The sequence below is a fragment of the Pelomonas parva genome, from assembly GCF_043555835.1.
Taxonomy (GTDB): Bacteria; Pseudomonadota; Gammaproteobacteria; order Burkholderiales; family Burkholderiaceae_C; genus Pelomonas; species Pelomonas parva.
In genome coordinates, this window is sequence record NZ_JBIGHV010000004.1 from 581,860 (window position 1) to 607,949 (window position 26,090).

The 26,090-nt window shown below is 68.7% G+C and carries 26 protein-coding genes; 13 read left to right on the forward strand and 13 right to left on the reverse strand.

Annotated elements, in window-relative coordinates:
• Positions 1-5: 5 nt before the first annotated feature.
• A complete protein-coding gene (locus ACG00Y_RS13430) occupies positions 6-281 on the forward strand; it encodes an MSMEG_0570 family nitrogen starvation response protein (RefSeq protein ID WP_394479557.1) in 276 nt (91 codons plus the stop codon).
• 21 nt (positions 282-302) lie between these two features.
• Positions 303-1,571, forward strand: a complete 1,269-nt coding sequence (locus ACG00Y_RS13435; protein WP_394479559.1) for an MSMEG_0569 family flavin-dependent oxidoreductase — start codon at positions 303-305, stop codon at positions 1,569-1,571.
• Between the two features lie 16 nt (positions 1,572-1,587).
• On the opposite strand, the gene ACG00Y_RS13440 is transcribed toward ACG00Y_RS13435, so the two are convergent.
• Together ACG00Y_RS13440 and ACG00Y_RS13445 are read right to left on the reverse strand one after the other, a co-directional pair.
• Entirely contained in the window at positions 1,588-2,061 is a 474-nt protein-coding gene (locus tag ACG00Y_RS13440) for a hypothetical protein (RefSeq protein WP_394479560.1), read from the reverse strand.
• Positions 2,062-2,127: 66 nt separating this feature from the next.
• Positions 2,128-2,586 carry a VOC family protein gene (locus ACG00Y_RS13445; protein ID WP_394479562.1) on the reverse strand — a complete coding sequence of 153 codons (459 nt, stop codon included), beginning with the start codon at positions 2,584-2,586 and terminating at the stop codon, positions 2,128-2,130.
• Between the two features lie 64 nt (positions 2,587-2,650).
• On the opposite strand from ACG00Y_RS13445, the gene ACG00Y_RS13450 reads away from it, so the two are divergent.
• Genes ACG00Y_RS13450 through ACG00Y_RS13460 form a run of 3 tightly spaced genes read left to right on the forward strand, consistent with a single transcriptional unit; the run spans position 2,651 to position 6,442 of the window.
• Positions 2,651-3,103, forward strand: coding sequence for a YciI family protein (locus ACG00Y_RS13450; RefSeq protein WP_394479564.1), 453 nt, complete (start codon positions 2,651-2,653; stop codon positions 3,101-3,103).
• A gap of 37 nt (positions 3,104-3,140) precedes the next feature.
• A complete protein-coding gene (locus tag ACG00Y_RS13455) occupies positions 3,141-4,853 on the forward strand; it encodes an Hsp70 family protein (protein WP_394479566.1) in 1,713 nt (570 codons plus the stop codon).
• Positions 4,854-4,855: 2 nt separating this feature from the next.
• Positions 4,856-6,442, forward strand: a complete 1,587-nt coding sequence (locus tag ACG00Y_RS13460) for a hypothetical protein (protein ID WP_394479568.1) — start codon at positions 4,856-4,858, stop codon at positions 6,440-6,442.
• Between the two features lie 4 nt (positions 6,443-6,446).
• On the opposite strand, the gene ACG00Y_RS13465 is transcribed toward ACG00Y_RS13460, so the two are convergent.
• From ACG00Y_RS13465 to ACG00Y_RS13485, 5 genes are all read right to left on the reverse strand, one after another.
• The gene (locus tag ACG00Y_RS13465; protein ID WP_394479570.1) at positions 6,447-7,664 is read right to left on the reverse strand and encodes a 6-phosphofructokinase; all 1,218 of its coding nucleotides are present in this window, start codon (positions 7,662-7,664) and stop codon (positions 6,447-6,449) included.
• 67 nt (positions 7,665-7,731) lie between these two features.
• Positions 7,732-9,948: a putative bifunctional diguanylate cyclase/phosphodiesterase gene (locus ACG00Y_RS13470; protein ID WP_394479571.1), complete on the reverse strand. Its 2,217-nt coding sequence runs from the start codon at positions 9,946-9,948 to the stop codon at positions 7,732-7,734.
• 126 nt (positions 9,949-10,074) lie between these two features.
• Positions 10,075-12,345: a YgiQ family radical SAM protein gene (locus ACG00Y_RS13475; protein ID WP_394479572.1), complete on the reverse strand. Its 2,271-nt coding sequence runs from the start codon at positions 12,343-12,345 to the stop codon at positions 10,075-10,077.
• Between the two features lie 84 nt (positions 12,346-12,429).
• Positions 12,430-12,636, reverse strand: a complete 207-nt coding sequence (locus ACG00Y_RS13480) for a cold-shock protein (protein WP_056875433.1) — start codon at positions 12,634-12,636, stop codon at positions 12,430-12,432.
• A gap of 145 nt (positions 12,637-12,781) precedes the next feature.
• Positions 12,782-13,006: a (2Fe-2S)-binding protein gene (locus ACG00Y_RS13485; RefSeq protein WP_394479574.1), complete on the reverse strand. Its 225-nt coding sequence runs from the start codon at positions 13,004-13,006 to the stop codon at positions 12,782-12,784.
• A 112-nt stretch (positions 13,007-13,118) separates the two neighbouring features.
• Between ACG00Y_RS13485 and bfr the strand changes: the two genes are divergently transcribed.
• The 4 genes from bfr (at position 13,119) to ACG00Y_RS13505 (ending at position 15,909) form a co-directional block, all read left to right on the forward strand.
• Entirely contained in the window at positions 13,119-13,595 is a 477-nt protein-coding gene (gene bfr, locus ACG00Y_RS13490; RefSeq protein WP_394479576.1) for a bacterioferritin, read from the forward strand.
• A gap of 121 nt (positions 13,596-13,716) precedes the next feature.
• Entirely contained in the window at positions 13,717-14,304 is a 588-nt protein-coding gene (locus ACG00Y_RS13495) for an RNA polymerase sigma factor (protein ID WP_394479577.1), read from the forward strand.
• Positions 14,297-14,788, forward strand: coding sequence for a hypothetical protein (locus ACG00Y_RS13500; RefSeq protein ID WP_394479578.1), 492 nt, complete (start codon positions 14,297-14,299; stop codon positions 14,786-14,788). The genes ACG00Y_RS13495 and ACG00Y_RS13500 overlap by 8 nt, the downstream gene beginning before the upstream one ends.
• Positions 14,785-15,909, forward strand: a complete 1,125-nt coding sequence (locus ACG00Y_RS13505) for a hypothetical protein (protein ID WP_394479579.1) — start codon at positions 14,785-14,787, stop codon at positions 15,907-15,909. The genes ACG00Y_RS13500 and ACG00Y_RS13505 overlap by 4 nt, the downstream gene beginning before the upstream one ends.
• 1 nt (position 15,910) lies before the next feature.
• Here ACG00Y_RS13505 and ACG00Y_RS13510 read toward each other — a convergent pair whose 3' ends face one another.
• From ACG00Y_RS13510 to ACG00Y_RS13525, 4 genes are read right to left on the reverse strand one after another with little or no spacing between them, the layout of a single operon-like run.
• Positions 15,911-17,590: a flotillin family protein gene (locus ACG00Y_RS13510; RefSeq protein ID WP_394479581.1), complete on the reverse strand. Its 1,680-nt coding sequence runs from the start codon at positions 17,588-17,590 to the stop codon at positions 15,911-15,913.
• Positions 17,591-17,609: 19 nt separating this feature from the next.
• Complete coding sequence (locus ACG00Y_RS13515) at positions 17,610-18,236, reverse strand: YqiJ family protein (protein WP_394479583.1); 627 nt, start codon at positions 18,234-18,236, stop codon at positions 17,610-17,612.
• A 34-nt stretch (positions 18,237-18,270) separates the two neighbouring features.
• The gene (locus tag ACG00Y_RS13520) at positions 18,271-18,939 is read right to left on the reverse strand and encodes a PspA/IM30 family protein (RefSeq protein ID WP_394479585.1); all 669 of its coding nucleotides are present in this window, start codon (positions 18,937-18,939) and stop codon (positions 18,271-18,273) included.
• Position 18,940: 1 nt separating this feature from the next.
• On the reverse strand, positions 18,941-19,444 hold the full coding sequence (locus ACG00Y_RS13525) for a hypothetical protein (protein WP_394479586.1): 504 nt from the start codon (positions 19,442-19,444) through the stop codon (positions 18,941-18,943).
• A gap of 36 nt (positions 19,445-19,480) precedes the next feature.
• Between ACG00Y_RS13525 and ACG00Y_RS13530 the strand changes: the two genes are divergently transcribed.
• A complete protein-coding gene (locus ACG00Y_RS13530) occupies positions 19,481-20,527 on the forward strand; it encodes a PEP-CTERM sorting domain-containing protein (RefSeq protein WP_394479588.1) in 1,047 nt (348 codons plus the stop codon).
• Positions 20,528-20,684: 157 nt separating this feature from the next.
• Here ACG00Y_RS13530 and ACG00Y_RS13535 read toward each other — a convergent pair whose 3' ends face one another.
• Together ACG00Y_RS13535 and ACG00Y_RS13540 are read right to left on the reverse strand one after the other, a co-directional pair.
• A complete protein-coding gene (locus ACG00Y_RS13535; protein ID WP_394479589.1) occupies positions 20,685-21,734 on the reverse strand; it encodes a homocysteine S-methyltransferase family protein in 1,050 nt (349 codons plus the stop codon).
• A gap of 29 nt (positions 21,735-21,763) precedes the next feature.
• Positions 21,764-22,660, reverse strand: a complete 897-nt coding sequence (locus ACG00Y_RS13540; RefSeq protein WP_394479591.1) for an alpha/beta fold hydrolase — start codon at positions 22,658-22,660, stop codon at positions 21,764-21,766.
• Between the two features lie 271 nt (positions 22,661-22,931).
• Here ACG00Y_RS13540 and ACG00Y_RS13545 point away from each other — a divergent pair, with 271 nt between their 5' ends.
• The 3 genes from ACG00Y_RS13545 to ACG00Y_RS13555 are packed head-to-tail and all read left to right on the forward strand — an operon-like array spanning position 22,932 to position 26,007.
• Complete coding sequence (locus tag ACG00Y_RS13545; protein ID WP_394479592.1) at positions 22,932-24,509, forward strand: ABC transporter substrate-binding protein; 1,578 nt, start codon at positions 22,932-22,934, stop codon at positions 24,507-24,509.
• Entirely contained in the window at positions 24,506-25,405 is a 900-nt protein-coding gene (locus ACG00Y_RS13550; RefSeq protein WP_394479594.1) for a LysR family transcriptional regulator, read from the forward strand. Before ACG00Y_RS13545 ends, ACG00Y_RS13550 begins: the two co-directional genes overlap by 4 nt.
• On the forward strand, positions 25,402-26,007 hold the full coding sequence (locus tag ACG00Y_RS13555) for a M15 family metallopeptidase (RefSeq protein ID WP_394479596.1): 606 nt from the start codon (positions 25,402-25,404) through the stop codon (positions 26,005-26,007). The genes ACG00Y_RS13550 and ACG00Y_RS13555 overlap by 4 nt, the downstream gene beginning before the upstream one ends.
• The last annotated feature ends 83 nt before the right edge of the window (positions 26,008-26,090 follow it).

Below are 26,090 nucleotides of genomic sequence, written 5' to 3' on the forward strand. Positions count from 1 at the left end.
CCGCCATGCACTACCGCCTCCGCTGGCCCGACGCCAGCGAGACCCTCTGCTACTCGCCCTCGCTGATCATCCAGGACTACCTGCGCCCCGGCGACGACTACCCGCTGGCCGAGCTGCTAACCCGCGTGCGCGAGGCCACACGCATCGCCAACGAGCGGGTGCAGGCCAAGTTCGGCTTCACCTGCTCGCGCGCCGGCGACCAGCTATTGCAGACCGAGGCGCGCGCCGCCGCCTTTGCAGCCGATGCCCGCGTGCGCGTGGTGTCGTTCGAGCCGGCCTGAACTCATCCCAAGGAGACATCGATGAAGCAACCCATTCACCACGAAGTCGTCATCGTCGGCGGCGGGCAGGCCGGCCTGTCGGTCAGCCACGGCCTAACGGCCCAAGGCGTGCAGCACATCGTGTTCGAGAAGCACCGCGCCATGCACGTGTGGAAGACCCAGCGCTGGGACAACTTCTGCTTGGTCACACCCAACTGGCAGTGCCAGCTGCCGGGTCACCCCTACGCAGGCCCCGACCCGCACGGCTTCATGAAGAAGGACGAGATCCTGCAATACCTCGACGCCTTCCGCGCCCACGTGAACGCGCCGCTGCGCGAAGGCGTGGCGGTGGAGCTGGTGAAGCCGCTGGCCGAAGGCGGTTTTCTTGTGCGCACGAGCGAAGGCGAATGCACGGCCGGCCAGGTCGTCGTTGCATCCGGCGGCTATCACGAGCCCATCGTGCCGCGCCTGGCCGAGCGGCTGCCGCCGCAGATCATGCAGGTCCATTCTGCGCAATACCGCAATGCCGCGCAGCTGCCGCCCGGCAAGGTGCTGGTGGTGGGCTCCGGCCAGAGCGGCGCCCAGATCGCCGAGGACCTGCACCTCGCCGGTCGCGAGGTGGTGCTGGCGGTGGGCGATGCGCCACGCTGCGCCCGCTTCTACCGGGGCCGCGACGTGGTGGACTGGCTGGCCGACATGGGCTACTACGAGATGCCGGTGGGCCAGCACCCGCTGCGCGAGGGCGTGCGCGACAACACCAACCACTACGTCACCGGCCGCGACGGCGGGCGCGACATCGACCTGCGGCGCTTCGCCAGCGAAGGCATGGCGCTCTACGGCGTGCTCACCGGCCTGGATGACGACCGCGACACGCTGCGCTTCGCGACCGGCCTGCGTGAGTCGCTGGACCGGGCCGACCGCACCTACAACGGCATCAACGCGTCGATTGACCGCTACATCGAGGCCAGCGGCCTGGATGCCCCGCCGGGCGGCGTCTACGAGCCGGTATGGCAGCCGGCCGAGGAGAGAGAGACCCTATCCCTGCGCGACGCCGGCATCGCCAGCATCGTCTGGTGCATCGGCTTCACGCCCGACTTCCGCTGGCTGGACGCGCCCGTGTTCAACGGCCGGGGGCACCCGATCCAGCAGCGCGGCGTGACCGCCGTGCCGGGCCTGTACTTCATCGGCCTGCCGTGGCTGCACACCTGGGGGTCGGGCCGGTTTTCAGGTGTGGCGCGCGACGCCGACCATCTCGTGCGGCAAGCGCTGCTGCACAGGTCAGCGCAGCCCGCAGAACTTGCCGCCGCCTGACCCGGCAGCGGCGCGGTCAAACAGCCGCTTCCGCCACGCGCTCGCGAAACAGAACGGCCCGCTCGGCGCTGGCCACCGCCTCGATTCGCGCGGAGGCGTCGGCCAGCCAGTCGAGGAAGCGCGACTCGCTGTCCACCTCGCGGGCGCTGGCGCGCAGCTCGGCATCACGGCCGGCCAGCATGCGGCTGGCCAGGTCCAGCGCAAACATCTTGGCGCGCATCAGGCGGCGCAGGTCGGCGGCGGCGTCCCCAGGCACCGGGGCGGGTGCTGCGGCGGCGCGCTGGGTGACCAGGCCTTGGCGGCGCAACGTGGCGAGTGCTCGCGAATCCAGGCCCAGCGAGCGCGCAATGACGAGCAGTTCCGCCTCTCCGCGCTGGCCGTCCACGCTGATCAACAACATGCGCAACGGCACGGGCAGGCTGCCGCGCGGGCCGGCCAGCAGCAGGCGGGCGGCATCGGTCTTGGCTGGGGCAACGACGGGCTGGGACATGACGGCTCCTCTGAGGCGCCCATCATGTCGAGCGGATTTGCAGGCGCTATGACAAGGCCGTGACCCTCAGTCGCTGTCAGGCGGGTTGCGCAGCCGCTGCGAGAACCACCACAGATGCCCGTCCGGGTCCACGCAGGCATAGGTGCGGTCGCACCAGTACTCGGGGCCGTGGTCGCTGTCCGCGGGCTCATAGGTCACGCGTGCGCCGGCCGCGCGGGCCCGGGCGCAATGGGCGTCGACATCGTCGACATAGAGCATCAGGCTCTGCGTGTTGGCGCCGCCCGCCGCGCGCGGGCTGCGGCCAGCGACGCCGAAGCGGGCGTCGCGCTCGGCACTGCTGTCAGCCACCATGATGATGGCCTCGCCATAGCGCAGCTCGCTGTGCGCGACGCTGCCGCCAGGTCCGTCCACAACGATCTGCAGCTCGAAGCCGAAAGCCTGGGCATACCAGGCAATGGCCTCGCGTGCGTCGTCGCAGTAGAGCGCCGTCGCCAGGCGGGGCCAGCCGGGCGGGGTGGGTTTCATCGTGGTCTCCTGAAAGGCTCGGTGCGGTTCAATCCTCGCACCACGACCGCCACGCCACCACCCCATGAAGCTCGCCGCCTGCGCCCTTGCCCTGCTCTGCACGCTGACCACCCAGGCCCAGGAGGCCGCACCCACCTACGACGCCGCCAAGGCTCATTCCTGGGGCGCCAACGAGCAGGGCCTGCGCCCCTACACCTTCGTGCTGCTGAAGACCGGCCCCAAGCGCATGCCCGACGGCCCGGCGCGCACCGAGATGTTCCAGGGCCATTTCGCCAACATGACGCGGCTGGCCAAGGAGGGCCTGCTGGTGTACGCCGGCCCGCTGGACGGCAAGGACGGCCTGCGCGGCCTGTTCATCTTTGCGACCGCCGACCTGGAGGCCGCCCGCAAGGCCGTGGAGACCGACCCCGTCATCGTCAACGGCGAGATGGTGGCCGAGCTGCACAAGCACTTCGGCTCGGCGGCGCTGCTGGCGGTGAACGAGTGGCATCCGAAGCTGATCAAGCCCAAGCCCTGAGCTACCCTTGCGCCCGTTTCAACGGGAGGCTTCTTCAATGATCCTGGGCATCGACCTGGGCACCACGCACAGCGCGGCGGCGGTGTTTCGCGACGGCGCGTCCGTCCTCATCCCCAATGCCCACGGCGACTTTCTGACGCCGTCTGCCGTGGCGCTCGACGACCAGGGCCACACGCTGGTGGGCCTGGCCGCCCGCGAGCGCGCCGGCCTGCATGCCGAGTCCACGGCGCTGGCTTTCAAGCGCTGGATGGGCAGCGACAAGAAGATCACGCTGCGCAGCGGTGCGCAGGTGAAGGAACTGCGCGCCGAGGAGCTGTCGGCCCTCGTGCTGCAGACGATCAAGGCCGATGCCGAGGCCTTCCTCGGCGAGCCCGTGACCGAGGCCGTCATCACCGTGCCGGCCTACTTCAACGAAGCGCAACGCCGTGCGACCCGAACGGCCGGCGAGATCGCCGGGCTGAAGGTCGAGCGCCTGCTCAATGAACCCACGGCCGCCGGCCTGGCCTACGGGCTGCAGGAACGGCCCGAGCACAGCAGCTTCCTGATCTTCGACCTGGGCGGCGGCACCTTTGACGTGTCGGTGCTGGAGTATTTCGACGGCGTCGTCGAGGTGCGCGCCAGCGCCGGCGACACGCGCTTGGGCGGCGAGGACTTCAGCCGCGTCATCGCCCAGCTTTTTGCCAGGCAGTGCGAGACGCTCAGCACCGAGGAGCGCCAGGCCTGGTTCGAGGGCGAGACGTGGTGGCGCCTGGCCGAGCAGGCCAAGCGCGACCTGGGCGAGCGCGACAGTGTGGAGGTCAGCACCGTCTGGCGCGAGCGCACGCTGGCCGCGACGCTGAGCCGCGCCGACTTCGAGGCTGCCTCGGCCGAACTGCTGCAGCGCCTGCGCCGCCCCATCGAACGCGCGCTGGCCGATGCCCAACTCGACCCCGCAGGCCTGGCCGAGGTCGTGCTGGTGGGCGGCGCGACTCGCATGCCCATGGTGCAGAAGCTCGTCACGCGCCTGTTCCAGCGCCTGCCGCTGCGCAAACTCGACCCCGACCTCGCCATTGCCATGGGCGCCGGTGTGCAGGCCGGCCTGAAGGCGCGCGACGCGGCGCTGGACGATGTCGTGCTGACCGACGTGATGCCGTATTCGCTGGGCATCATCGCGGCGGCCCAGGTCAACGGCCATTTCATGGCCGACCGCTTCTCGCCCATCATCGAGCGCAACACGCCGGTGCCGGTGTCGCGCGTGGAGCGTTATCACACGGTGGCCGACCAGCAGCGCCAGATCCTCATCGACGTGCGCCAGGGCGAGTCGCCGGTGGGCTCGGAGAACCTGAGCCTGGGCAAGCTGGAGATCCCGTTGAAGCCCGTGCCGGCGGGCGAGGCGGGCGTGGAAGTGCGCTTCACCTACGACGCCAACGGCCTGCTCGAGGTCGAGGCCCACGAGACGCCCGGCGGCCAGCGCCACGAGCTGATCATCGAGAGCCAGGGCGCGCGCCTCACCCCCACCGAACTCGCCGCCACGCGCGAACGCCTGCAGGCGCTGAAGCGCCACCCGCGCGACGAGCAGGACAACCGCTACCAGATCGAGCGCGCCAAGCGCCTGTTCGAGGACCGCCTGGGCAACGACCGCGCGATGCTGCAGGACTGGCTGGGCGCCTTCGAGGCGGCGCTGCAGACGCAGGACGCACGCGTCATCCGCAGCGCCCGCCAGCAGTTCAAGGAAGCGCTGGACAGCATCGACACGTCGTTCAAATTCTGAGCATGTGGGAACAGGACTGGGCCCTGCTGGGCATTGAACCGACGACCGAGCTGGCCGCGATCAAGAAGGCCTATGCGCTGAAACTGAAGGTTACGCGGCCGGATGACGATGCCGAGGCCTACCAGGCGCTGCGCGGGGCCTATGAGCGCGCGCAGCAATGGGCGAGGTGGCAGCACGAGAACCCCGGCGAGGCAGCGGCCGTTGCCGAACCGCGAGCGCCCGAGGAGCAGGCGGCGCCTGCTGAAGAGCCGCCGGTGCCGGAACATGTCGTCACGCCGAAGCACCTCACCGACGAGTTGGAGCTGCTGTGGCGGCGCAGCGGCGAGGCGGCGCTGATGCACGGCTGGGCGGACGCCCGCCGCGAACTGGACCAGCAGCCGCTGAGCCGGCAGGTCGAGTTCTCCGCCGCGTTCGCGCGTTGGGCACTGGGCCTGCCCAGCCTGCCCGACGCGTTCCTGAAGGCACTGGAGGCGCACTTCGGCTGGCTGAACGACTTCCGCACCGAGCGCCAGTTGGGCACCGAGCTGGCCCATGCGCTGCACGAGGCGTTCGACGAGCGGCTGCGGCCTGCCCCCATCCCCGAGCCCGTGCGCGAGCTGGGCGCGCCGCTGCAGCGGCTGGATACGCTGCGCCAGAGCGGTGGCGCCTGGTGGCGGCTGCAGTTGCTGCTGCTGTTGCTGCAGCCCACGCTGGTACGCGGCCAGAGCCTGCTGGGGGCGCAGTGGCTGCGCAAGCTGGGGCTGGACATGCACGCCCAGCGCCTGCTGGACGAAGGCATCAAGCGTGGCCTGTGGCTGCGCGTGGGGCTGGCCGGCACGCTGTGCTTCGGCGCCGGGCTGCTGGTCTTCGGCGACGCGATCATCGCTGGCGCCCATCTGCTGGGCTGGCTGCTGGGCACCGGCGCCGTCATGGTGGCGGGCCTGCTCGTCGCGTCGCTGATCCACACGGGGCCCGCCCTGACTCACGGCCAGAAGCGCCTGGCGCTGCCGCTGGAGCGCTGGCGGCAACACGGCATGCAGCCGGTGCTGGGCCTGGTGTGGCTGTTGTTTGCGGCCTGGCTGGCTTGGCTGACCCCCGATGCCGACGGGGCTGCGGTCGGCCTGCTGGCGTTGATCCCCGCGTGGCTGATCGAGCCGGCGGCCTGGCTTTTCGGCCTCGCGGGCCTGGTGGCTGCCTGGCCGCTGCTGCCGCTGCACGGTTGGGTGGTGGCCGGCCTGTCGCCGCTGGTGGGCTTTGTGTTCGCGATGGCGCTGGGGGCCTGGCTGCCGCTGCCCAGCTGCCTGCTGGTGGGCACCGCCTGGATGCTGCTGGCCGCGGCCGTGCACGAGGAGCGCGTGCGTGCGACCGGCCTGGCGCTGTGGCCGCTGCGCCCGATGCTGAACGCCCTGGCGCTGGCGCAGCGCTGGACCTACACGGTCGCGCTGCTGCCGCTGGCTTGTGCGGCCGCCTACGTCACGTTGAACGACGGGCCGATACGGGCCAGCACCGTCTTCCTGATCTGGGTGTTCGGCAACCTGCTGACGGCCTGGTTGCAGGACAAGGCCGAGGCCTGGGCGCTGAGGCAGCTGCCTGCGCCCGTGGGCGATTGAAGGCTCAGCGCTTGTTCAGCACCTTCGGCACCGGGTTGGGACGCAGCCGGAACGCATCCGGCAGCCCCGAGCCCAGCAGCGGGCGCAGGTAGAGGCGGAAGGCATCGGTCACGTCGGTGCCGGCCTCGTTGATGAAGTGGTCCTCCATCGTGCGCGTCTTGCCGGCCACGTCGGTGAGCGGCAGCAGCTCGTAGTCCACCGAGTAATAGCCCACGCGCTTGATGGCGACGGAACCGTCGCGGTCGCCGTGGAAGGCGTATTGCACGGCCTTCTCGCCCACCTCGCGGGCCTCGCGCTGGTCCACGTCGGACACGCAGCCGAGGAAGCTGCGCTGCAGGTAGCCGAAGGTGTCGCCGCGCACACGCTTGATGCCCAGCTTGGCCTTGATCTCCTCGCACAGCAGGTCGGCCAGCGCGCCGGTGCCGCTGAGCTGCACGTTGCCATGCGCATCGCGCTCCAGGTCGCCGGCGAGCTTGGACAGCATGGGCGTGCCGCTCGCATCGTGGATGCCCTCGCTGACGGCGATGACGCAGCGGCCGTAGCGCTCGTAGGCGGCCTTGACGTCGCGCAGGAACTGCTCGGTGTCGAAGTGACGCTCGGGCAGATAGATGAGGTGGGGGCCGTCGTCGTCGAACTTCTTGCCGAGCGCTGCAGCGGCCGTCAGGAAGCCGGCATGGCGGCCCATGACGACGCCGACATAGATGCCGGGCAGCGACGCGTTGTCGAGGTTGGCGCCGGCAAAGGCCTGAGCGACAAAGCGCGCCGCCGACGCGTAGCCCGGCGTGTGGTCGTTGCCCACCAGGTCGTTGTCGATGGTCTTGGGGATGTGGATGGTGCGCAGCGGATAGTTCGCCGCAGCGGCCTCCTCGGAGACGATGCGCACGGTGTCGGACGAGTCGTTGCCGCCGATGTAGAAGAAGTGCGTGATGCCATGCGCCTTCAGCACCGTGAAGATCTCGTGGCAGTAGGCCGCATCGGGCTTGTCGCGCGTGGAGCCCAGCGCTGACGACGGCGTGTTGGCCACCAGCTCCAGGTTGTGGCTGGTCTCCTGCGTCAGGTCGACGAAGTCCTCGTTGACGATGCCGCGCACGCCGTGGCGCGCGCCGTAGACCTTGCCCACCCCGGCCTGGCGGCGCGCTTCGAGCACGACGCCGACGAGGCTCTGGTTGATGACGGCGGTGGGGCCGCCACCTTGGGCGACGAGGATCTTGGCGAGACTCATGAACGCTCCTGGCATGTCGTGGGGACGGCGGAGTTTAGGGTTCCGCCGTGACGACGCAATCAGGTGTTCAACGCTTCATCCAGGCTTGCAGATCTTCAGCCGGCATGGGCTTGGCGAACAGCCAGCCCTGGCCTTCGTGGCAGCCCAGGCCGATCAGGTACTGGCGCTGCTCCTCGGTCTCGATGCCCTCGGCAATGACGGTCAGGCCCAGGCCGCGGCCGAGGTTGATGACCATCTGTGCGATGGTCGAGCCCGCGGTGGAAGACTGCGCCTCCTGCACGAAGGCGCGGTCGATCTTGAGGCGGTCCACCTGCAGCTGGCGCAGCTGGCTGAGCGACGAGAAGCCGGTGCCGAAGTCGTCGATGGCGACGCTGAAGCCGAGCTGCTTGATGTCGGCCAGCACGCGCAGCACGAGGTCGGCGTCTTCCATGGCCATGGACTCGGTGATCTCCAGCTCGATGTGCTGCCCCTCGACGCCCGCGTCCTTCAGCGCGCGGGCCAGCGTGTCGATGAAGCCTGGGTGGCGGAACTGCGCCATCGAGATGTTGACCGCCATGCGGAAGCTGTCGTGGCCAAGCGCGCGCATCTTGGCCAGCTGCTGGCAGGCGGTGCGCACGACGAATTCTCCGATGGGGATGATGAGGCCGCTCTGCTCGGCCAGCGGGATGAACTGGTCCGGCGGGATGAAGCGGCCGTCCGTCGTGCGCCAGCGCAGCAGCGCCTCGGCGCCGATGACGCGGCGGCTCTCCAGCTCGACCTGCGGCTGGTAGACGACGAAGAGCTGGCTCTCCTCAAAGCCGGTGCGCAAGCCCTTGAGCAGCTTGAAACGCTCGCGCGCGTCGCTGCCCATGGCGGCGGAAAAGTATTGGGATGAGCCGCGTTGCTGCTGCTTGGCTCGTTTGAGCGCGATCTGGGCGTCCAGCAGCAACTCGGAGCCGACGGCCGTCGATTCACCCAGGCGCACGAGGCCGGTGGTGGCCGACAGCTGCAGGCGCTCGCCGGCGACCATGAAGGGCTCGGTGAAGACCGCCTGCACGGTCTCCGGGCAGACCTTGCCATGCTCGCCCAGCACACCGAAGGTGTCGGCGCCGACGCGTGCCATGGCGGTGTTCAGGCCCAGCACCTCGGCCAAGCGGTGCACGACGGCCTGCAGCACCTGGTCGCCGAAGTGGTGACCGAAGGCGTCGTTGATGTCGGAGAAGTCGTCGATGTCGATCAGCGCGAGCGTGACACCGGACGGGTCCTTGAGGTTCTTGTCGAGCAGCTCGACGAAGCGGTTGCGGTTGGGCAGGCGCAGCAGCGGGTCGTTGTAGGCCTGGTCCAGCAGCTGGCTGTACAGCACGACGTTCTCGAAGCCGACGGCGATGTTGGAGCAGAAGGCGCGCAGCAGTTGCTGGTCCAATTCGTCCAGCTCGCGGCCGACGTCGACCAGCGCCGCCATCGCGCGGCCGGGGCCCATGCCGAAGTACAGGCAGGTGCCGTCGTCGTAGAGGTTCTTCTGCTCGCGCAGGCAGCGCTCCAGCCGCTCGCGCACGGCGGGGATCTTGACCTGTGCCAGCGGCCGGTCGATGAGGCCGCTGTACTGCCCCGCAGCAGCAACGATGCGGACCTCGCCCTGCGTGTCATTGCTGACCTGGGCGCAGACCAGGCCCTCGGGCAGGATACCCAGCAGCGCGCACAGCTGCGTGACGACGCCCTCGGCGAAGCGCGACAGGCCGCGCATGCGCGACAGCGAGGTGCTGCTCTCGACGATCATCTCCAGCCCGCGGCGGTTGGCCTCCAGCGCGCAGATCTGGCGGTAGGAGCGCACGGCGGCGGTCAGCACCGTGTAGAGCCGCGTGCGAGTCAGCTCCGACTTTGTCTTGTAGTCGTTGATGTCATAGGCCTGCACCGTCTCGATCTCGGGCGCGTAGCCGGGCTGGCCGGTGCGCAGCACGATGCGCACGGCGTTCATGCGGCGCTCGTCGCGGATGTGCCGCACCAGCTGCAGGCCGGCGTCCTCGCTCTCCATGACGACGTCCAGCAGCACGACGGCGAGGTCTTCCTCGGTGCCGAGCACCTGGCGGGCCTGGGCGGCGGAGCTGGCGTGCAGGAAGACGAGCGGCTGGCCTTCGACGGTCAGGCCTTGCATGGCCAGCTCGGTGGCCTTGTGCACGTCACCATCGTCGTCGACGATGAGGATGCGCCAGGGCCGGTTCTGCGGGCGATGCTCGTGCTCGTTGTGCTCGGGGTCGTCGAGCAGTTCGAGCAGGTCGTCGTCAACGGCGGACGTTGTTTCTTGCATGGGGGAGAGGGCTCCGGGCACGTGACCACCACGGCTGCGGCAGCCCCGTCGAACAGGACACGCAAGCGTAGTGCATCCGTGGGAGCGCTGCCACGAAAAGCGCGGGCAAAAGCCCGCCTCTTCAGCTCAACGTTTACCGGGTTTGCCCGGACGCGCACCGGGCGCGCGGGCCGCGCCGGTCACACGCGGCGGCAGGCCGGTGTGCTGGGTCAAGAGCTGGCCCTTGCGCGGCGTGGCCGGCTTCATCGGGGCCTTCGCATCAGGCTTGGCAATGGTGGAGTTCTTGCGCCGCGCGCTGTCGTAGCTGCCGTCCGTGATGGGCTGGTAGCTCGGAATCAGGTGGTGCTTGCCATTGCCGATCAGGTCGGCGCGGCCCATGGCCTTGAGCGCCTCGCGCAGCAGCGGCCAGTGGTTGGCATCGTGGTAGCGCAGGAAGGCCTTGTGCAGCCGGCGGCGGCGCTCGCCGCGCACGATGTCGACCTTCTCGCCACGCGTCTCGTCGCGGCTGATGCCCTTGAGCGGGTTGAGCCCCGAGTGGTACATCGCCGTGGCCGTGGCCATCGGGCTGGGGTAGAAGGTCTGCACCTGGTCGGCGCGGAAGCCGTTCTTCTTCAGCCAGACGGCGAGGTTCATCATGTCCTCGTCGCTGGTGCCGGGGTGGGCGGCGATGAAGTACGGGATCAGGTACTGCTTCTTGCCGGCCGCCGCACTGGCGGCCTCGAACATCTGCTTGAAGCGGTCGTAGCTGCCGATGCCCGGCTTCATCATCTTGGACAGCGGGCCGCCCTCGGTGTGCTCGGGCGCGATCTTCAGATAGCCGCCAACGTGGTGGGTAACCAGTTCCTTCACGTACTCGGGCGACTGCACGGCCAGGTCGTAGCGCAGGCCGGAGCCGATCAGGATCTTCTTGACGCCCGGCAGCGCACGCGCGCGGCGGTACATCTTGATGAGCGGATCGTGGCTGGTGTTCAGGTTCGGGCAGATGCCCGGGTAGACGCAGCTGGGCTTGCGGCAGGCGGCCTCGATCTCGGGGCTCTTGCAGCCGATGCGGTACATGTTGGCCGTAGGGCCGCCCAGGTCCGACACGATGCCGGTGAAGCCCTTGACCTTGTCGCGCATCTCCTCGATCTCGCGGATCACGGAGTCTTCCGAGCGGCTCTGGATGATGCGGCCCTCGTGCTCGGTGATGGAGCAGAAGGTGCAGCCGCCGAAGCAGCCGCGCATGATGTTGACGCTGAAGCGGATCATTTCCCACGCGGGGATCTTGGTCGCGCCGTCGTGGCCGCCATGCTCGTCCGCGTAGCTGGGATGCGGCGCGCGGGCATAGGGCAGGTCGAAGACGTGGTCCATCTCGGCCGTCGTCAGCGGGATGGGCGGCGGGTTGATCCACAGGTCGCGTTCGCCGTGGCGCTGCACCAGCGCGCGCGCGTTGCCAGGGTTGGTCTCCAGGTGCAGCACGCGGTTGGCGTGGGCGTAGAGCACCGGGTCGCTCTTGACCTGCTCGTAGGCCGGCAGGCGCACCACCGTGTGCTCGCGCGGCGGCATCTGGATGCGGCCTTGTCTGTGGATCGTGATGGGCTTGGGCGCTTCGGGTTCGTCGGTCGCGCAGGCCTTGTCGTCAATGATCTGGTAGGGGCTGATCAGGTTGTCGATGCGGCCGGGACGGTCCACCTCGGTCGAGTCCAGCTCGAACCAGCCTTCGGCCGTCGGGTCGTCGGTGCGGCGCATGAAGGCCGTGCCGCGCACGTCGGTCAGGCTTTCAATCGGCTCGCGGCGCGCCAGGCGGTGGGCGATCTCGATGATGGCGCGCTCGGCGTTGCCGTAGACCAGCAGGTCGGCCTTGCTGTCCACCAGCACGGAGCGGCGCACCTTGTCTTGCCAGTAGTCGTAATGGGCGATGCGGCGCAGCGAGGCCTCGATGCCGCCGATGACGACCGGCACATCCTTGAAGGCCTCCTGGCAGCGCTGCGTGTAGACCAGCGTCGCGCGGTCGGGGCGCTTGCCGCCCTGGCCGCCGGGCGTGTAGGCGTCGTCGCTGCGGATTTTTCGATCAGCCGTGTAGCGGTTGATCATCGAATCCATGTTGCCGGCCGCGACGCCGAAGAACAGGTTGGGCTTGCCCAGCGCCTTGAAGGGCTCGGCCGATTGCCAGTCTGGCTGGGCAATGATGCCGACGCGAAAGCCTTGCGCCTCCAGCGTGCGGCCGATGACGGCCATGCCGAAGCTGGCGTGGTCAACGTAGGCGTCGCCGGTGACGATGATGATGTCGCAGGAGTCCCAGCCGAGCTGCTCCATCTCCGCCCGGGACATGGGCAGGAAGGGCGCGGGGCCGAAACGCTTGGCCCAGAACGGGCGGTAAGCGGTCAGCGCCTTGGGCGGTTGGGGTAGTGCAGACATGGCGAGATTGTCGTTGGGCAGGCCCAGAAAGCACAAAGCCCGCGCAGGGCGCGGGCTTGGCTCAACGGCCGAAGCCGTGAGGGATTACAGCGAACGGATGTTCGATGCTTGCAGACCCTTGGGGCCTTGCTTGACTTCGAATTCCACTTGCGCGCCTTCGGCGAGCGTGCGGAAGCCGCCGTTGTTCTTGATTTCGCTGTGGTGGGCGAACAGATCCTTGCTGCCGTCGGCCGGCGTGATGAAGCCGAAGCCCTTGCCGTCATCAAACCATTTGACGGTTCCGGTTTGCATGGTGCTCATTTGAAATTTCCTTGGTGTCGTTGCTTGAATTCACCCGCAGCCCGAACGGCTGCGGCAAAACACAACACTCAAGATCAGACAGAACGGGCGATTCGGCCGGCGTTACTCGCCAACCGAACGGGGGATTGTAGCGGGCTCAGGCGTTCAGCAGGGCGTGAACCGCGATGACCTTGCCGCGGCCGCGCGCCGTGCCTCCGGCAACCCGGCTTTCCTCGAACACCTCGCAGGCGCAGTCGCGGCAGGCGCCGCAGGCCGTCGCCACCCGCAGGTCGTCCTGCAAGGCCTCGAAATTCGGGCAGCCGCTGGAGGCGGCAATCGCGATATCGCGATCAGAGACTCGGTGGCAGACGCAAACAATCATGGGTGCGAAGTCTAATGCGAATCGGTCTCATTTGCAAAAAGAGCGGTTTTGCCGAGGGGCTTTCCCTGCCGATACTCCGGCAACTCTTCACAAATACAGCAAGGAGGCCTCCATGAAAGGCGACCCGCAAGTCATTGCCCACCTGAACGCCCAGCTCAAGCTGGAGCTGACCGCCATCAACCAGTACTTCCTGCATGCCCGCATGCTGAAGAACTGGGGCCTGATGAAGATGGCCAAGCACGAGTACGAGGAGTCCATCGAGGAGATGAAGCACGCCGACAAGCTCATCGAGCGCGTGCTGACGCTGGACGGCCTGCCCAACCTGCAGGACCTCGGCAAGCTCTACATCGGCGAGAACGCCATCGAGACGATGGAGTGCGACCTGAAGATCGAGAAGACCGGCTACACGCACCTGAAGGAGGCCATCGCCTACTGCGAGAGCGTGCGCGACTATGTCTCCCGCGAGCTGTTTGTGCAGATCCTGGACGACACCGAAGAGCACATCGACTACCTGGAGACGCAGCTGGAGCTGGTGCAGACGGTGGGCGCGCAGAACTACCTGCAGTCGCAAATGGGCGACGCAAGCTGATCCAACGCTCCGGCCCGTGCCGGAAGTGACAGCGGGATAGTCCGGAGTAACGCAACCGGCCTCCCGCGCTCAATAGGGGCATGCAAGTTCTGCAGGCCCCTTTTTCATGCTCCCGCCCGTCATGAGCTGGCTGACCCGCCTCGGCTTTGTCGCGCCCGCTGCAGCGCAGACGGACGACGGCGCGCTGCTGGCCCGGCTGGCCGCCGGTGACGCCGAGGCGCTGGCGCTGCTGTACCGGCGCGAGAGCGGCTCTGTCTACCGCTATGCACTGGCGCTGGCGGGCGACGAGGCCGCTGCGATGGATGCGGTGCAGGAGGCCTTCGCCCAGTTGCTGCGCGGGCCGCAGGGCTACCAGCCGGGGCGCGGCTCGCTGGGCGCCTACCTGGCCGGCATGGCCCGCCACCAGATGCTCAGCCAGTGGCGCGACGCCCGCCGTCATGTGCCGCTGGACGACGCGCTCGACACCGAACCCACGCCCGCCAGCGATGACTGCCTGACGCAGGCCCAGCGGCACGACGGCCTGTGGGCCGCCATCCGCCGGCTGAGCTGGCCGCAGCGCGAGGCCATCGCCCTCGTGGACCTGCAGGAACGCCCCTACGACGAGGCTGCAGCCATCGCCGGCGTCAGCACCGACGTGCTGCGCACCCGCCTGCACCGCGCCCGTCAGCGCCTCGCCGAGTTGCTGGCCGCTGGAGAACGCCATGAATGACACCCCCGACTGGCTGCGGCCGGCGCGCGCCGAATTCGCGCGGCTGCGTCCCGATGCCGCGCAGGACGCCGCCGTGCTGGCAGCGCTAACGCGACAACTGCACGCTCTTCATGTGGCGCCTCCCGTGGATGAACACCGCTGGCCGCGCCGCCTCGCCTGGGCCAGCGGCGCGCTGGGCACCACCGCCGCACTGCTGCTGAGCGCCCTGCTGCTGCTGGACCCACCCGGCCCTCACGCCACCCCGTTGGCGAATGCCGGCAGCGGCTTCATCCCGCTGGTGCCCGAGCCCGAGTTCCGCGCCGCGCTGGCGGCCGGGCGCAGCGCCGCCGTCTGGTTGCAACCCACCGAGCTGCCGCGCGAACGCCTGGCGCTGCTGGGCCTGCCCTTCGATGCCGCGCGTGCCGACGAGTTCGTGCGCGCCGAACTGATGTTGAACCCTCTCGGCCAGGTGCTGGCCGTGCGACTGCTGGAGACCCACCCATGAAAAAGCCCCTGACCAGCCTGACCCTGTGCGCCGTCGCCGCCTGCGCCTGGGCGCAGGACGCCGATGTGCTGCGCCTGAACATCGAGCGCGATGTGTCCCTGGCGCTGGCCGACCTGCCCGTGCGGCTGGCCCTGGGCGACCAGGCCCTGAGCTTTGCCGGCCGCGAGCTGGAGGCGGAGCGCGTCGTCAAGGGCGCGCCCTATTGCGCGACCGCCGTGCACGAGAACGTGCAGACGCTGGCCGATGGCAACCGCATCGTGCGCAAGCAGCAGAGCCAGCTGTGCCGCGACGGCGAGGGCCGCACGCGGCGCGAGGTGCAGCGCGAAGGCGGGCCCAAGGTCGTCTACCTGAACGACCCGGTCGCCAAGGAGAGCTGGGTGGTCCACCCCGATCAGAAGCGCGTGCAGCGGCTGCGCGGCACGGCCAGCCTGCACGGCGGCGACGCGGCCGCGCACGCGGCCTGGCAGGCCTCGATGCAGGACTGGGGCGAGCGCATGAGGGAGCAGGCGGGGCGCTGGCGGGAATGGGGCGCCAGCGTCGCCGAGCGGGCGCGCAGCGCGGACTCGGAGCGCCTGCGCGCCCGCTCGGCGGGTGAACCGGGCATCGTCATCGAGCGGGAGGGCATCGCGCCGTCCGCACCTGCGGCACCAAGCGCCAGCGCCCCCGAGCGCCGCCGCGAGCTGCGGGTCTTCCGCGCCAGCGAAATGCCGGCGCCGCCGGCACCCATGGCCATCCCCGTTCCACCCGTGCCGCCGATGCCACCGCTGCTGCTGCAAGGCCCGCTGCTGCCGCGCGGCGGTGGCACGACCACGGCGCTGGCGCCCAAGGAGATCGATGGCCTCAAGGTCAACGGCGAGCGCACGACCTGGACCATCGAGGCCGGCAAGATCGGCAACGAGAAGCCCATCGTCATCAGCCGCGAGGTCTGGCGCAGCCCGGAGCTGATGCTGACCGTCTCCAGCCGCGATGCCGACCCGCGCAGCGGTGAGCAGAACTACCGGCTGGAGAACATCAAGCGCGGCGAGCCAGACCCGGCGCTGATGAAGCCGCCCGCAGATTTCAGCGAGGCGCCTAAGCGCGCGCCCCGGCCGGCGCCTAGCGCCCCGACGCGCGCGTCCTGATTCACTCGGCCGGCGTGGCTGCCGGCTTGAGCATGGACGCCAGGTTCTGCGCGATGCCAGTGATGCCCTGATTCGACAGGCCCGCGTCGTGCATCACCGCATCGACGATGGGCTTGGCGATCTGGTACTGCAGCGCCGAGTTCATGACCTGCTCGGGGAAGGTGGCGCCATTCGCACCACCGCCTTCCGAGCCACCGCCCTGGCCGGGCATGCCATTGACCTGCACGATGCGGATGGAGTCGATGTTCTCCATCGGCTTGACCGCCTCGGCCAGGATGCTGGGCAGTTGCTGCAACAACTGCGTGCGCACCTGCAGCTCGACCTGCGCCGCCGACAGCGTGTTCAGCGCCTCATTGATCGCACGCCGGCCTTCGGCTTCGGCCAGCGCTGCAGCCTGCTTGGCCTTGGCTTCAATCGTCAGCGCCTCGGCGCGGTCGATAGCCGCTTCCTTCTCGGCCGACGCCGACACCTTCACCGCGATGGCGTTCTGCTCGGCGTCCTTGCTGGCCTCGATCAGCTGGATGGCCTTGTCCCGCTCGGCCACGGCCACCTGGCGGGCGGTGTTGACGGTTTCCTCGGCCTTCACGGCCTCGGCGCGCGCCAGATTGGCGGCGGCGTCGGCCTCGGACTGCTCGCGCGACTTGGTGGCGATGGCGATCTGCGTGTCCTGACGGGCGATCTCGACCTGCTTGCGCTGCTCGGCGCGCTTCATCTCGGTCTGGCGCTCCTGCTCGATCTCGCGCGTCTGGATGACCAGCGTCTTCTCGATCTCGGCCGCCTTGATCTCGCGCTCGGCCTCAATGCGGCGCTGGCCCACCTGGCGCTCGGCCTCGATCTTCACCGTCTCGGCCTCACGGGTGCGCTCGGCCTGCTGAGACGCGATCTGCGCAGACTGCTCGGCCCGTGCCATCTCGATCTCGCGCTTCTGCGACAGCGAGGCGAACTCCTGGTCCTTCTCGATCGTCAGCTTGAGACGACTCGCCTCCAGGTTCTTGGTGCGCACCTGCACCTCAGTGTCCTGCTCGACGTCGTTGCGCTGCTTGCGCCGCGCCTCGGTCTGCTCGGTCAGGCGCGTCAGGCCCTCGGCGTCGAAGGCGTTGTTGGGGTTGAAGAACTGCTTGTCGGTCTGGTCCAGGCTGGTCAGCGAGACGGACTCCAGCTCCAGGCCGTTCTTCTCCAGGTCCTCGGCGACGGCGTTCTGCACCGCCTGCACGAAGTCGCGGCGCTTGTCCTGCAGCTCCTGGATGGTCATGGTCGCGGCCGTGGCGCGCAGGCTGTCGACGAACTTGTCTTCGACCAGCGCCTTCAGCTCGTTGGGGCTCATCGTGCGCGCGCCCAGCGTCTGCGCCGCCGTGCTGACGGCTTCCTCGGTCTGCTTCACGCGCACGAAGAAGGCGGCCGTCACGTCGACGCGCATGCGGTCCTTGGTGATCAGGCTCTCGCGCTCGCGGCGCAGCACTTCCAGCTTGAGCGTGTTCATGTTGACGAGCACGCGCTCGTGGAACACCGGCAGCACGATGGCGCCGCCGTCCATGATGACCTTCTGGCCACCCAGGCCGGTGCGCACGAAGGCCAGTTCCTTGGTGCTGCGCTTGTACAGCCGCGCGAACACGAAGCCGATGGTCAGCAGGCCCAGCAGGCCGATGCCGGCCATGACGGAGATGTCGATGATGTTGTCCATGTCTTGTTGAACTCCCTCGTTAGAGCAGGTTGGGATGCGGGTTGGCAATGCAGCGATAGAAGGCCCCCGCCTTGCGCACGATCAGTATCTGCGCGCCTTCTTCAAACACTTCGTCGTCCACATCGGGCTCGACCATCAGGTAGTGGACGCGGCCATGCGCGTCGCGCACCCGCGCCTGCGCCGCCAGGCCACGGCGCGCTGCACCGCCGCTGACCACGCCGCCGCGCCCCACCAGCGACTGCTCGCTGACCGCACTCGTCTCGTCGCGCGGAATGATGTGAGCCACCAGCGAGCCCAGGCCGCGCACCGTGGCCAGCCCCGGCGGCACGGCCAGCAGCCCCGCCAGCCAGGCCGGCAGGAAGCTGCCCAGCAGGTTGAACGCCACCTTCTGCAGCGCGTAACCGAACAGTGCGTAGCCCAGCAGGAAGAGCAGCAGCAGCACCAGTGCCGGTACGCGGCCCAGGTGCAGCCAGCCGAGCACGCGGTCCAGGCCGGACTCGGGCACGGCGTGGGGCAGCAGGTCGTCGAGCACATTGCTGGGGCTGAGCGCGACCAGCATGCCCAGGCCTTCCAGCAGCGCGATGGCCACGATCAGCGCCACGGCGACGCCGAAGGGCAGGGTCTCGGGCGAGGTGAACAGGTTCATCGAGATGTTCCCGGGTTGCGGACGGGCAGGAGTGTCACGCTTGTCCGGCCTTGATTTGAGCCAGCCGCTCGGCGATCTTGTGGTCGCGCACCATGGCTTCGAGTTCACTCAGGCGCGCTGCCTGGTCGAGCGTGCCGGCGCGCTGCGTGCCATCCAGGCCGGTCTGGCGCTGGTAGATCTTGTCGAAGGCATCGGTGACCTTGCTCAGACGCTGCTCCACGCTCGATTGGCCGACCGGCTGCGCGGCCGATTCGGTGGCCGCGCGGCTTTTGCGGAACTCGGCCAGCGCCTCCTGCATCTCACGCTTCTTGGCCAGCAGAGCGGCCGTGAAGCCCTGCAGCTCCTGCTCCTGGCGCGCCAGGTCGGCCAGCGTGGTCTCCAGCACGGGGATCTGCGCCTCGATGTCGATCTGGCGGGACACGGCGGCACGGGCCAGGTCCTCGCGCTGCGTGGCCAGCGCCTGCGCGATCTGGTCGCGCAGGTCTTCATGGCTGCAGTTGAGCTTGGCGTGCTGCTGCTGCGCCAGGTGGCGGTTGGCGCTGACGAGGCCCAGCTCGTGGCGCACCTCGTCGATGACGCCATCGGCCTCGCGGATGGCCTGCTCCATGGCCGCCAGCGGGTTCAGGTCCTCGATCTTGTCCAGCAGCGCATGCACGCCACCGGCGATCACGCGGCCCACGCGGGTCTTCAGGGAATCGGCCATGTCAGCTTCCTTTCGAGGAGTTCAAAGTCGAGGCGATCTCGACGGTGGCGACGAGGTGGCGGCGCACCACCTCCGGGTCGAAGGCATGCGCGGAGGCTGTCGTGGCCTGGCGCAACAGCGATTCGCTCAGTAGGGCGGCGCGGCGCACCAGCGAGTCTTCAAGCTTGGCGGCTTCGTCGATGGTCGTGGGCGCGCTGCTGATGACGAGGGCCATCAGCGTCGTGACCTGCTCGACGAGCAGGTTGAGCACCTCGGAATGCCGGCCCTCGCTGCCCTCGATGCGCACCAGCGCCTCGCGCAACCGGTGCGTCAGCTCCCGCGCCCAGCCATGGGCAGCCACGTAGTCAAACGCGCCGTCATGCTGGCGCTTGAGCTGGCCCAGCAGCACGCGCAGCTTGTCGCTGTTCGTCGTCGCGCCGTCCACCTGCAGCTGCGCGAGCCAGAGATAGAGGTCGCTGGGGATGCGAGCCGACAAGGGCTCCATCGTGATCGTCTGCGTCGCCATGCGGCACCGCCTTCAAATGAGTTCCAACGAACACGAATGTATTCGTTTGAATTCGTTTGTCAACAAGGAGAGGCGATCGCGCTGTTCAGGCGACAGGTGAGGGCTCGTGCTGCCGCCGGGTGCGCATCGGGTGATCTCGTCGCGTGCACCCGGGCGAAACAAACAATTGAAACAAGAGACAGCCGCCGAAAAAACAGGATCGAAACGCGAGCGGCCCAGCATCGTGGCCTTGTCCTTGTGGACATCAACAAGTCGTTCGTGATCATGAAACTTTCAAAATCTCTTTCCTGCGTCCTACTCGTTGCCGCGGGTGCCCTGTCCACCCGGGCGGCAATGGCAGCGCCCGTCGTCCACGAGGCATTCGACTACGCAGCAGGCTCAGGCCTGGTGGGCAACAGCGGGGGCAGCGGATTTGGCGGCGCCTGGCAGAACGGGCTGTTTTCGGGCGGCTCGCAGTTTGGGGTTGCTGCGGGTTCACTGGCCTATCCCGGCTTGGCAGGCACGGGCAACAGCGGGGCCGAAGACAGCGCGGCCGGCTACTGGGGCGTGCGGCGCAGCCTCGCGACGTCCATCGGTGCCGACGGCACGACGGGTTACCTCAGCTTCCTGATCCGCGGGACCGCAGGTGCGAATGCCTCCGACTTTTTCGGCCTGTACCTCGAGGCCACGAATCCGGCCAGCGATGTGTTCATTGGCAAGGGCGGTGGCGGCGTCACCGACCGATGGGTCATCGAACGGCGCGGTGGCCAGGATCAGGTGGCCAGCGACGACGTGATCGATGCCATGACCACGCTGCTGGTGCTGAGGATGGATTTCGCCGCCGGTGCCGACACCTTCAGCCTGTTCGTGAATCCGCAGCTCGGCGCCGGCGCCCCCACCGCCGATGCTGTCAACGGTTTCATCGACGCCGGGGCGATCGCGGGCATCGGCCTGTTCGGCAGCCGCGGCTGGTCCATCGACGAGATCCGCATCGGTGACACCCTGGCCGATGTGACACCAGCGGCGGTGCCGGAACCGGCTACCTGGACGCTGTCATTGGTGGCCTTGCTCGGCCTGCTAGGCACCCGCAGACGAGCGGCCTGAAGCACGCGGCAAAAGCTTGCGAAATTTAGGTGACAGCAATCCGCCCAAGGACTAAACCGCTCGCGCGGTAGCCGCAACATCCGGCTCCATATCGGCTTCACCTACCGCTGACGTCGCCCCAACGCTCAACGGCCGGGAACCGCACACGTGGCCTGCTTCAAGCCGCCATCAACTGGCTGAAGAACTTCTCTCCACTCACCCGCGGCTTGTAGGCCGACACGGCCTTGGCGATGGCCGCGATGTGATCCGGCGTCGTGCCGCAGCAGCCGCCGGCGATGTTCAGGAAGCCGGCCTTGGCGAACTCGCCCACCAGGCGGGCCGTCACGTCGGGCGTCTCGTCGAAGCCGGTGTCGCTCATCGGGTTGGGCAGGCCGGCGTTGGGGTAGCAGCTGACCGCCACGTCGCCCGCCACCTTGGACAGTTCCTCGATGTAGGGCCGCATCAGCGTGGCACCCAGCGCGCAGTTCAGGCCGATGGCGATGGGGCGGGCGTGACGCACCGAGTGCCAGAAGGCCGTCACGGTCTGGCCGGACAGGATGCGGCCGGAGGCGTCCGTCACCGTGCCGGAGATGATGACCGGCAGGCGCTCGCCGGTGTCTTCCATCAGCTCGTCCAGCGCAAAGATGGCAGCCTTGGCGTTCAGCGTGTCGAAGATGGTCTCGACCAGGAAGACATCACAGCCGCCCTCCAGCAAGCCCTTGGCCTGCTGGTAGTAGGCGGCACGCAGCGTATCGAAGTCGACGTTGCGGGCGCCGGGGTCGTTGACGTCGGGGCTGATGGACGCCGTGCGCGGCGTGGGGCCCAGCGCGCCGGCCACGTAGCGGGGCTTGTCGGGCGTGGAGTACTTGTCGCAGGCCGCGCGGGCCAGCTTGGCGGCCTCGACGTTCATCTCGTAGGCCAGCCCGGCGAGGTCATAGTCTTCCTGCGCGACGGTGGTGGCGCCGAAGGTGTTGGTCTCGATGAGGTCGGCGCCGGCGGCGAGGTATTGCTCGTGGATCTCCAGCAGCACGTCGGGCCGCGTGAACATCAGCATCTCGTTGTTGCCCTTCAAGTCCTTGTGATGGTCCTTGAAGCGCTCGCCCCGATAGTCGGCCTCGGTGAGCTTGTAGCGCTGGATCATGGTGCCCATGGCGCCGTCCAGGATGGCGATGCGGTTCTGCAGCAGGGCGGGCAGGCCTTGGGCGCGGGTGTAGGCGATGGGCTTCATGCGCCCATTTTCGCAGGCTCCGCGAGCCCCTAGTCGCGCCTGAAGAACTCTGCCGCCTCGGCCAGCACCACCTCGGGCGCCTCCTCGGCGATGTAGTGGCCGCTGTCCACGGCGCGGCCCGTGACGTTCTCGGCCGCCGCCTGCCAGAGCTTCAGCGGCTCGAAGCAGCGGCCGACGACGCCGTTGGCGCCCCACAGCACGCGCAGCGGCTGGGTGACGCGTTGGCCGGCGTCGCAGTCGGCACGGTCGTGGGCCAGGTCGATGCCGGCACCGGCGCGGTAGTCGGCACAGATGGCCGCTGCGGTGCCGGGCTTGGCAATGCAGCGCTCGTACTCGGCCCAGGCGTCTGGCCCGAAGAAGCCGCCGCCCCGCCGGCCCATGCCGTCGCGCAAATAGGCCAGCGGGTCGGCCTCGATCAGGCGCTCCGGCAACGGCGCCGGCTGGATCAGGAAGAACCAGTGCCAGTAGGCCCGCGCGAAGGCCTCGGTCGTGCCCTCGTACATGGCCAGCGTGGGCGCGATGTCCAGCAGCATCAGCCGCGTGACGACTTGCGGGTGGTCCAGCGCCAGCCGGTGCGCGACACGGGCGCCTCGGTCATGGGCCAGCACGGCGAAGCGCTCGTGGCCCAGCGACTGCATCAGCGCCACCGCATCCAGCGCCATCTCGCGCTTGGCATAGGCCGCGCTGCCCTCGCCCGCCGCCGGCCGGTCGCTGTCGCCATAACCGCGCAAGTCCATCAACACGACGCGGCGGCTCTGCGCCAGCACGGGCGCCACGCGGTGCCACATCGCCATCGTCTGCGGGTGGCCGTGCAGCAGCAGCAGCGGCTGCCGGCCCGAATCCGCCGGGCCGCCCTGGCGGGCGAACAGCGTGACGCCGTCGCGCTGGATGGTCAGAGGTTGCAAGCCGTTCCACATGCCGCGCATTGTGGGCTGCGGGAACGCCGGGCCGGTTCCCGCGATGCTGCGCGCCCTGGTTTGGGAGGGCCTGCAAGGCGCGAAGCGCAGCCATGGCGCCGGCCATGGCGAGCATTTGCAACGCCGCAGGCTGCCCAAAGCAGGGATGCGCTGCGCGCGAGGGACTGGCGCGGCGTTTCCCTCGATATAAGCTTTGGTTATGCCCCCTGCCCTCGCGCGCGCTTCGCACCCGGCCACGCACGCCGAACAATCCCCTCGCCTGCACTCCCCTTCCGCCGTCATGAAGACTCTTCTGCTGTCCGCCTCCCTCGCGCTGCTGACGCCGCTGGCCGCCCAGGCCCAAGGCAAGCCGCTGATCTACTGCGCCGACGCCAGCCCCGAGGGCTTCGACCCCGGCCTGTGGGACAGCGCCAGCACCAACATCGTCAGCGCACAGATGTTCGACGGGCTGCTGGGCTTCAAGCGGCCGACGACCGAGCTGACTCCCAAGCTGGCGACGAGCTACGAGATCTCGCCGGACGCCAAGACTTTCACGTTCAAGCTGCGCTCCGGCGTGAAGTTCCACAGCACGCCGTGGTTCAAGCCCTCGCGCGACTTCAACGCCGACGACGTGGTGTTCACGTTCAGCCGCTTCGTCGACCCGAATCACCCGTTCAACAAGGCCTTCCCGGCCGTCTTCGTCTACCCGCAGAACCTGGGCCTGTCCAAGCTCATCGCCGGCATCGACAAGGTGGACGCACAGACGGTGCGTTTCCGCCTGCACCAGCCCAATGTCACCTTCATCGCCAACTTCGCCTTCGGCTGGGCCGGCATCCACTCCGCCGAGTACGCAGCCCAGCTGCTGAAGGCCGGCAAGGCCAGCCAGATCAATGTGCATCCGGTCGGCACCGGCCCGTTCCTGTTCAAGAGCTACGCCAAGGACGACGTGCTGCGCATGACGGCCAACCCCGATTACTGGGGCGGCAAGCAGCCCACCACCAACCTCGTCTTCAGCATCAGCCGCGAGCCCAATGTGCGCGTGCAGAAGATCGCCGCCGGCGAATGCCATGTGACGGCGGCGGTGCGCGACGTGGACATCGCGGGCCTGACCGGCAACGCCAACGTCAGCATCGAGAAGATCCAGGCGCTGAACATCTCCTACCTGGGCTTCAACCTGAAGAAGGCGCCCACCGACAAGCGCGAGGTGCGCGAGGCGCTGGACATCGCCATCGACCGCGACGCCATCTTCAAGGCGCTGTTCCCGCGTGGCGACGCGATGCAGGCCGTCAGCGCCTTCCCGCCCGCCATCCCGGGCTACAACAAGAAGCTGAAGAACGAGTTCGACCCGGCCAAGGCCAAGGCGCTGCTGGCCAAGGCGGGCTTTCCGAACGGCTTCGAGATCGACCTCTGGGCCCTGCCCGTACAGCGGCCCACCAACCCCAACGGCCAGCTGATGGCCCAGCTCATCCAGCAGGACTGGGCCAAGATCGGCGTCAAGGCCAGCATCAAGACCTTCGAGTGGGGCGAGTACCTCAAGCGCGCCAACAACGGCGAGCACAACGTCTACATGAGCGGCTGGAGCGGCGAGACCGGCGACGCCGACGACTTCCTGACGCCCAACCTCAGCTGCGCGGCCAACAAGAGCGGCATCAAGTTCTGCAACGCCGAGTTCGAGAAGCTCATCGACGAGGCCCGCGCCACGCCCGACCAGAAGAAGCGCATCGCGCTCTACGAGAAGGCCCAGGAGATCTTCAAGCGCGAGCGGCCGTGGATCACGATGGCACATTCGACGGTCTACATCCCGGTGCGCAAGGACGTGGTGGGGTTCAAGATGGCGCCGAATGGCAGCGTCGACTTCGAAGGCGTTTACCGTAAATGAGGCTTCGCCATATAGAGGTCTTCCACGCCATCATGCAGGCCGGCACCATCAGCGGTGCCGCGCAGCTGCTGCACATCTCGCAGCCCGCCGTCACCAAGGTCTTGCAGCACTGCGAGCTGCAACTGGGCATGGCGCTGTTCGACCGCGTGCGCGGCAAGCTCTACCCGACGCCCGAGGCGCAGCGCCTGTTTGTCGAGATCGACAAGCTCAACCGCGACCTCGTCGGCATCCGCCGCCTGGCCGCCAACCTGAAGAGCGGCGAGGCCGAGCAGGTGCGGCTGGTCGCCACACCGGCGCTGGCCACAGCCATCGTGCCGGCGGCGATGACGCCCTGGTGCAAGGCCTTCCCGCAGGCGAGCTGCTCGCTGGCCACGCACCACACGCGCGAGATCGTCTCGGCGCTGCTGCTCGGCGAGGCGGACCTGGCGCTGTCGCTGCAGGACCCGCGCCACCCCGGCATCAAGGCCGAGGTCATCGCCAGCGGCGCGATGGTGGCGCTGTGCCCGCTGGGCAGCCCGGAGGCTGAAGGTGAGGGCCCGCTCGGCCTGGCCGACATCCGCACCGAGATCGTCGGCCTGCAGAGCGACGACCCGCTGGCCGGCCTGCTCCACCACGCGGGCGAGGCGCTCGGCCAGCCGCTCGCGAGCCGCATCACCGTGCAGACCTACCAGCTCGCGCGCGCGCTGGTGGAAGCCGGTGTCGGCATGACGCTGGTGGACCCATTCACCGCCGCCAGCGCCGACCTCGCCAAGGTGCGCGTGCGCCCGCTGGCACCGCAGGTCGCCGTGCACCTCTACCTGCTCAGCGCCGCCAGCGCGCCGCTGGGCCAGGCGTCGCGGCGACTCGTCAAGTTCATCACTGCGGCTGCGCACGCCCACCTCGCGAGGCTGCCGTGATCGCCATCGAAGACATCGCCAGTCATCCCGATTTCCGACCGCTGGCCAGCCTGCAACACGGCATAGCCACCGACCTGCGCTACGCGACCGCCGACAACTTCGTCGGCCACTCCGTCTACGCCGGCATCGACTGCGCCTGGCTGCGCCGCGAGGCTGCGGACGCGCTGGAGCATGCCGCCGCCTGGCTGCAAGAACGCCGCCGCGGCTACCGACTGCTGGTGCTGGACGCGCTGCGCCCGCAGCGCGTCCAGCAGCGCCTGTGGGACGAGCTGCAGGGCACGCCGCTGACGATGTACCTCGCCCACCCCGAGCGCGGCTCCATCCACAGCTTCGGCATGGCGGTGGACATCACGCTGCTGGACCCGGCCGGCCGCGAGGTCGACATGGGGTCAGGTTTTGACGAGATGACGCTGGCCTCCCACCCCGACCACGAGGCCGAGCACCTGGCGCTGGGCGCGCTGACGCCGCAACACCTCGTCGAGCGCGGCTGGCTGCGCGCGGCGATGCGCGAGGCAGGGTTCCACGGCATTGCCACCGAGTGGTGGCACTTCGACTTCGGCGACCGCGTGGCGGTCAGGCGGGATTTGCCGAGGGTGCTGTAGGGCGGGTCATGACCCGCTGTTTAGGTGCGGGATCGGGAACCAGGTGGCGGGTTGTCGCCCACGAACGGCGGGTCGCGACCCGC

Bases quoted from the DNA above. Each gene is read 5' to 3' on its own strand.
- ACG00Y_RS13430 (WP_394479557.1), top strand. From the start codon at position 6: ATGCACTACCGCCTCCGCTGGCCCGACGCCAGCGAGACCCTCTGCTAC.
- ACG00Y_RS13435 (WP_394479559.1), top strand. From the start codon at position 303: ATGAAGCAACCCATTCACCACGAAGTCGTCATCGTCGGCGGCGGGCAG.
- ACG00Y_RS13440 (WP_394479560.1), bottom strand. From the start codon at position 2,061: ATGTCCCAGCCCGTCGTTGCCCCAGCCAAGACCGATGCCGCCCGCCTG.
- ACG00Y_RS13445 (WP_394479562.1), bottom strand. From the start codon at position 2,586: ATGAAACCCACCCCGCCCGGCTGGCCCCGCCTGGCGACGGCGCTCTAC.
- ACG00Y_RS13450 (WP_394479564.1), top strand. From the start codon at position 2,651: ATGAAGCTCGCCGCCTGCGCCCTTGCCCTGCTCTGCACGCTGACCACC.
- ACG00Y_RS13455 (WP_394479566.1), top strand. From the start codon at position 3,141: ATGATCCTGGGCATCGACCTGGGCACCACGCACAGCGCGGCGGCGGTG.
- ACG00Y_RS13460 (WP_394479568.1), top strand. From the start codon at position 4,856: ATGTGGGAACAGGACTGGGCCCTGCTGGGCATTGAACCGACGACCGAG.
- ACG00Y_RS13465 (WP_394479570.1), bottom strand. From the start codon at position 7,664: ATGAGTCTCGCCAAGATCCTCGTCGCCCAAGGTGGCGGCCCCACCGCC.
- ACG00Y_RS13470 (WP_394479571.1), bottom strand. From the start codon at position 9,948: ATGCAAGAAACAACGTCCGCCGTTGACGACGACCTGCTCGAACTGCTC.
- ACG00Y_RS13475 (WP_394479572.1), bottom strand. From the start codon at position 12,345: ATGTCTGCACTACCCCAACCGCCCAAGGCGCTGACCGCTTACCGCCCG.
- ACG00Y_RS13480 (WP_056875433.1), bottom strand. From the start codon at position 12,636: ATGCAAACCGGAACCGTCAAATGGTTTGATGACGGCAAGGGCTTCGGC.
- ACG00Y_RS13485 (WP_394479574.1), bottom strand. From the start codon at position 13,006: ATGATTGTTTGCGTCTGCCACCGAGTCTCTGATCGCGATATCGCGATT.
- bfr (WP_394479576.1), top strand. From the start codon at position 13,119: ATGAAAGGCGACCCGCAAGTCATTGCCCACCTGAACGCCCAGCTCAAG.
- ACG00Y_RS13495 (WP_394479577.1), top strand. From the start codon at position 13,717: ATGAGCTGGCTGACCCGCCTCGGCTTTGTCGCGCCCGCTGCAGCGCAG.
- ACG00Y_RS13500 (WP_394479578.1), top strand. From the start codon at position 14,297: ATGAATGACACCCCCGACTGGCTGCGGCCGGCGCGCGCCGAATTCGCG.
- ACG00Y_RS13505 (WP_394479579.1), top strand. From the start codon at position 14,785: ATGAAAAAGCCCCTGACCAGCCTGACCCTGTGCGCCGTCGCCGCCTGC.
- ACG00Y_RS13510 (WP_394479581.1), bottom strand. From the start codon at position 17,590: ATGGACAACATCATCGACATCTCCGTCATGGCCGGCATCGGCCTGCTG.
- ACG00Y_RS13515 (WP_394479583.1), bottom strand. From the start codon at position 18,236: ATGAACCTGTTCACCTCGCCCGAGACCCTGCCCTTCGGCGTCGCCGTG.
- ACG00Y_RS13520 (WP_394479585.1), bottom strand. From the start codon at position 18,939: ATGGCCGATTCCCTGAAGACCCGCGTGGGCCGCGTGATCGCCGGTGGC.
- ACG00Y_RS13525 (WP_394479586.1), bottom strand. From the start codon at position 19,444: ATGGCGACGCAGACGATCACGATGGAGCCCTTGTCGGCTCGCATCCCC.
- ACG00Y_RS13530 (WP_394479588.1), top strand. From the start codon at position 19,481: ATGTATTCGTTTGAATTCGTTTGTCAACAAGGAGAGGCGATCGCGCTG.
- ACG00Y_RS13535 (WP_394479589.1), bottom strand. From the start codon at position 21,734: ATGAAGCCCATCGCCTACACCCGCGCCCAAGGCCTGCCCGCCCTGCTG.
- ACG00Y_RS13540 (WP_394479591.1), bottom strand. From the start codon at position 22,660: ATGCGCGGCATGTGGAACGGCTTGCAACCTCTGACCATCCAGCGCGAC.
- ACG00Y_RS13545 (WP_394479592.1), top strand. From the start codon at position 22,932: ATGAAGACTCTTCTGCTGTCCGCCTCCCTCGCGCTGCTGACGCCGCTG.
- ACG00Y_RS13550 (WP_394479594.1), top strand. From the start codon at position 24,506: ATGAGGCTTCGCCATATAGAGGTCTTCCACGCCATCATGCAGGCCGGC.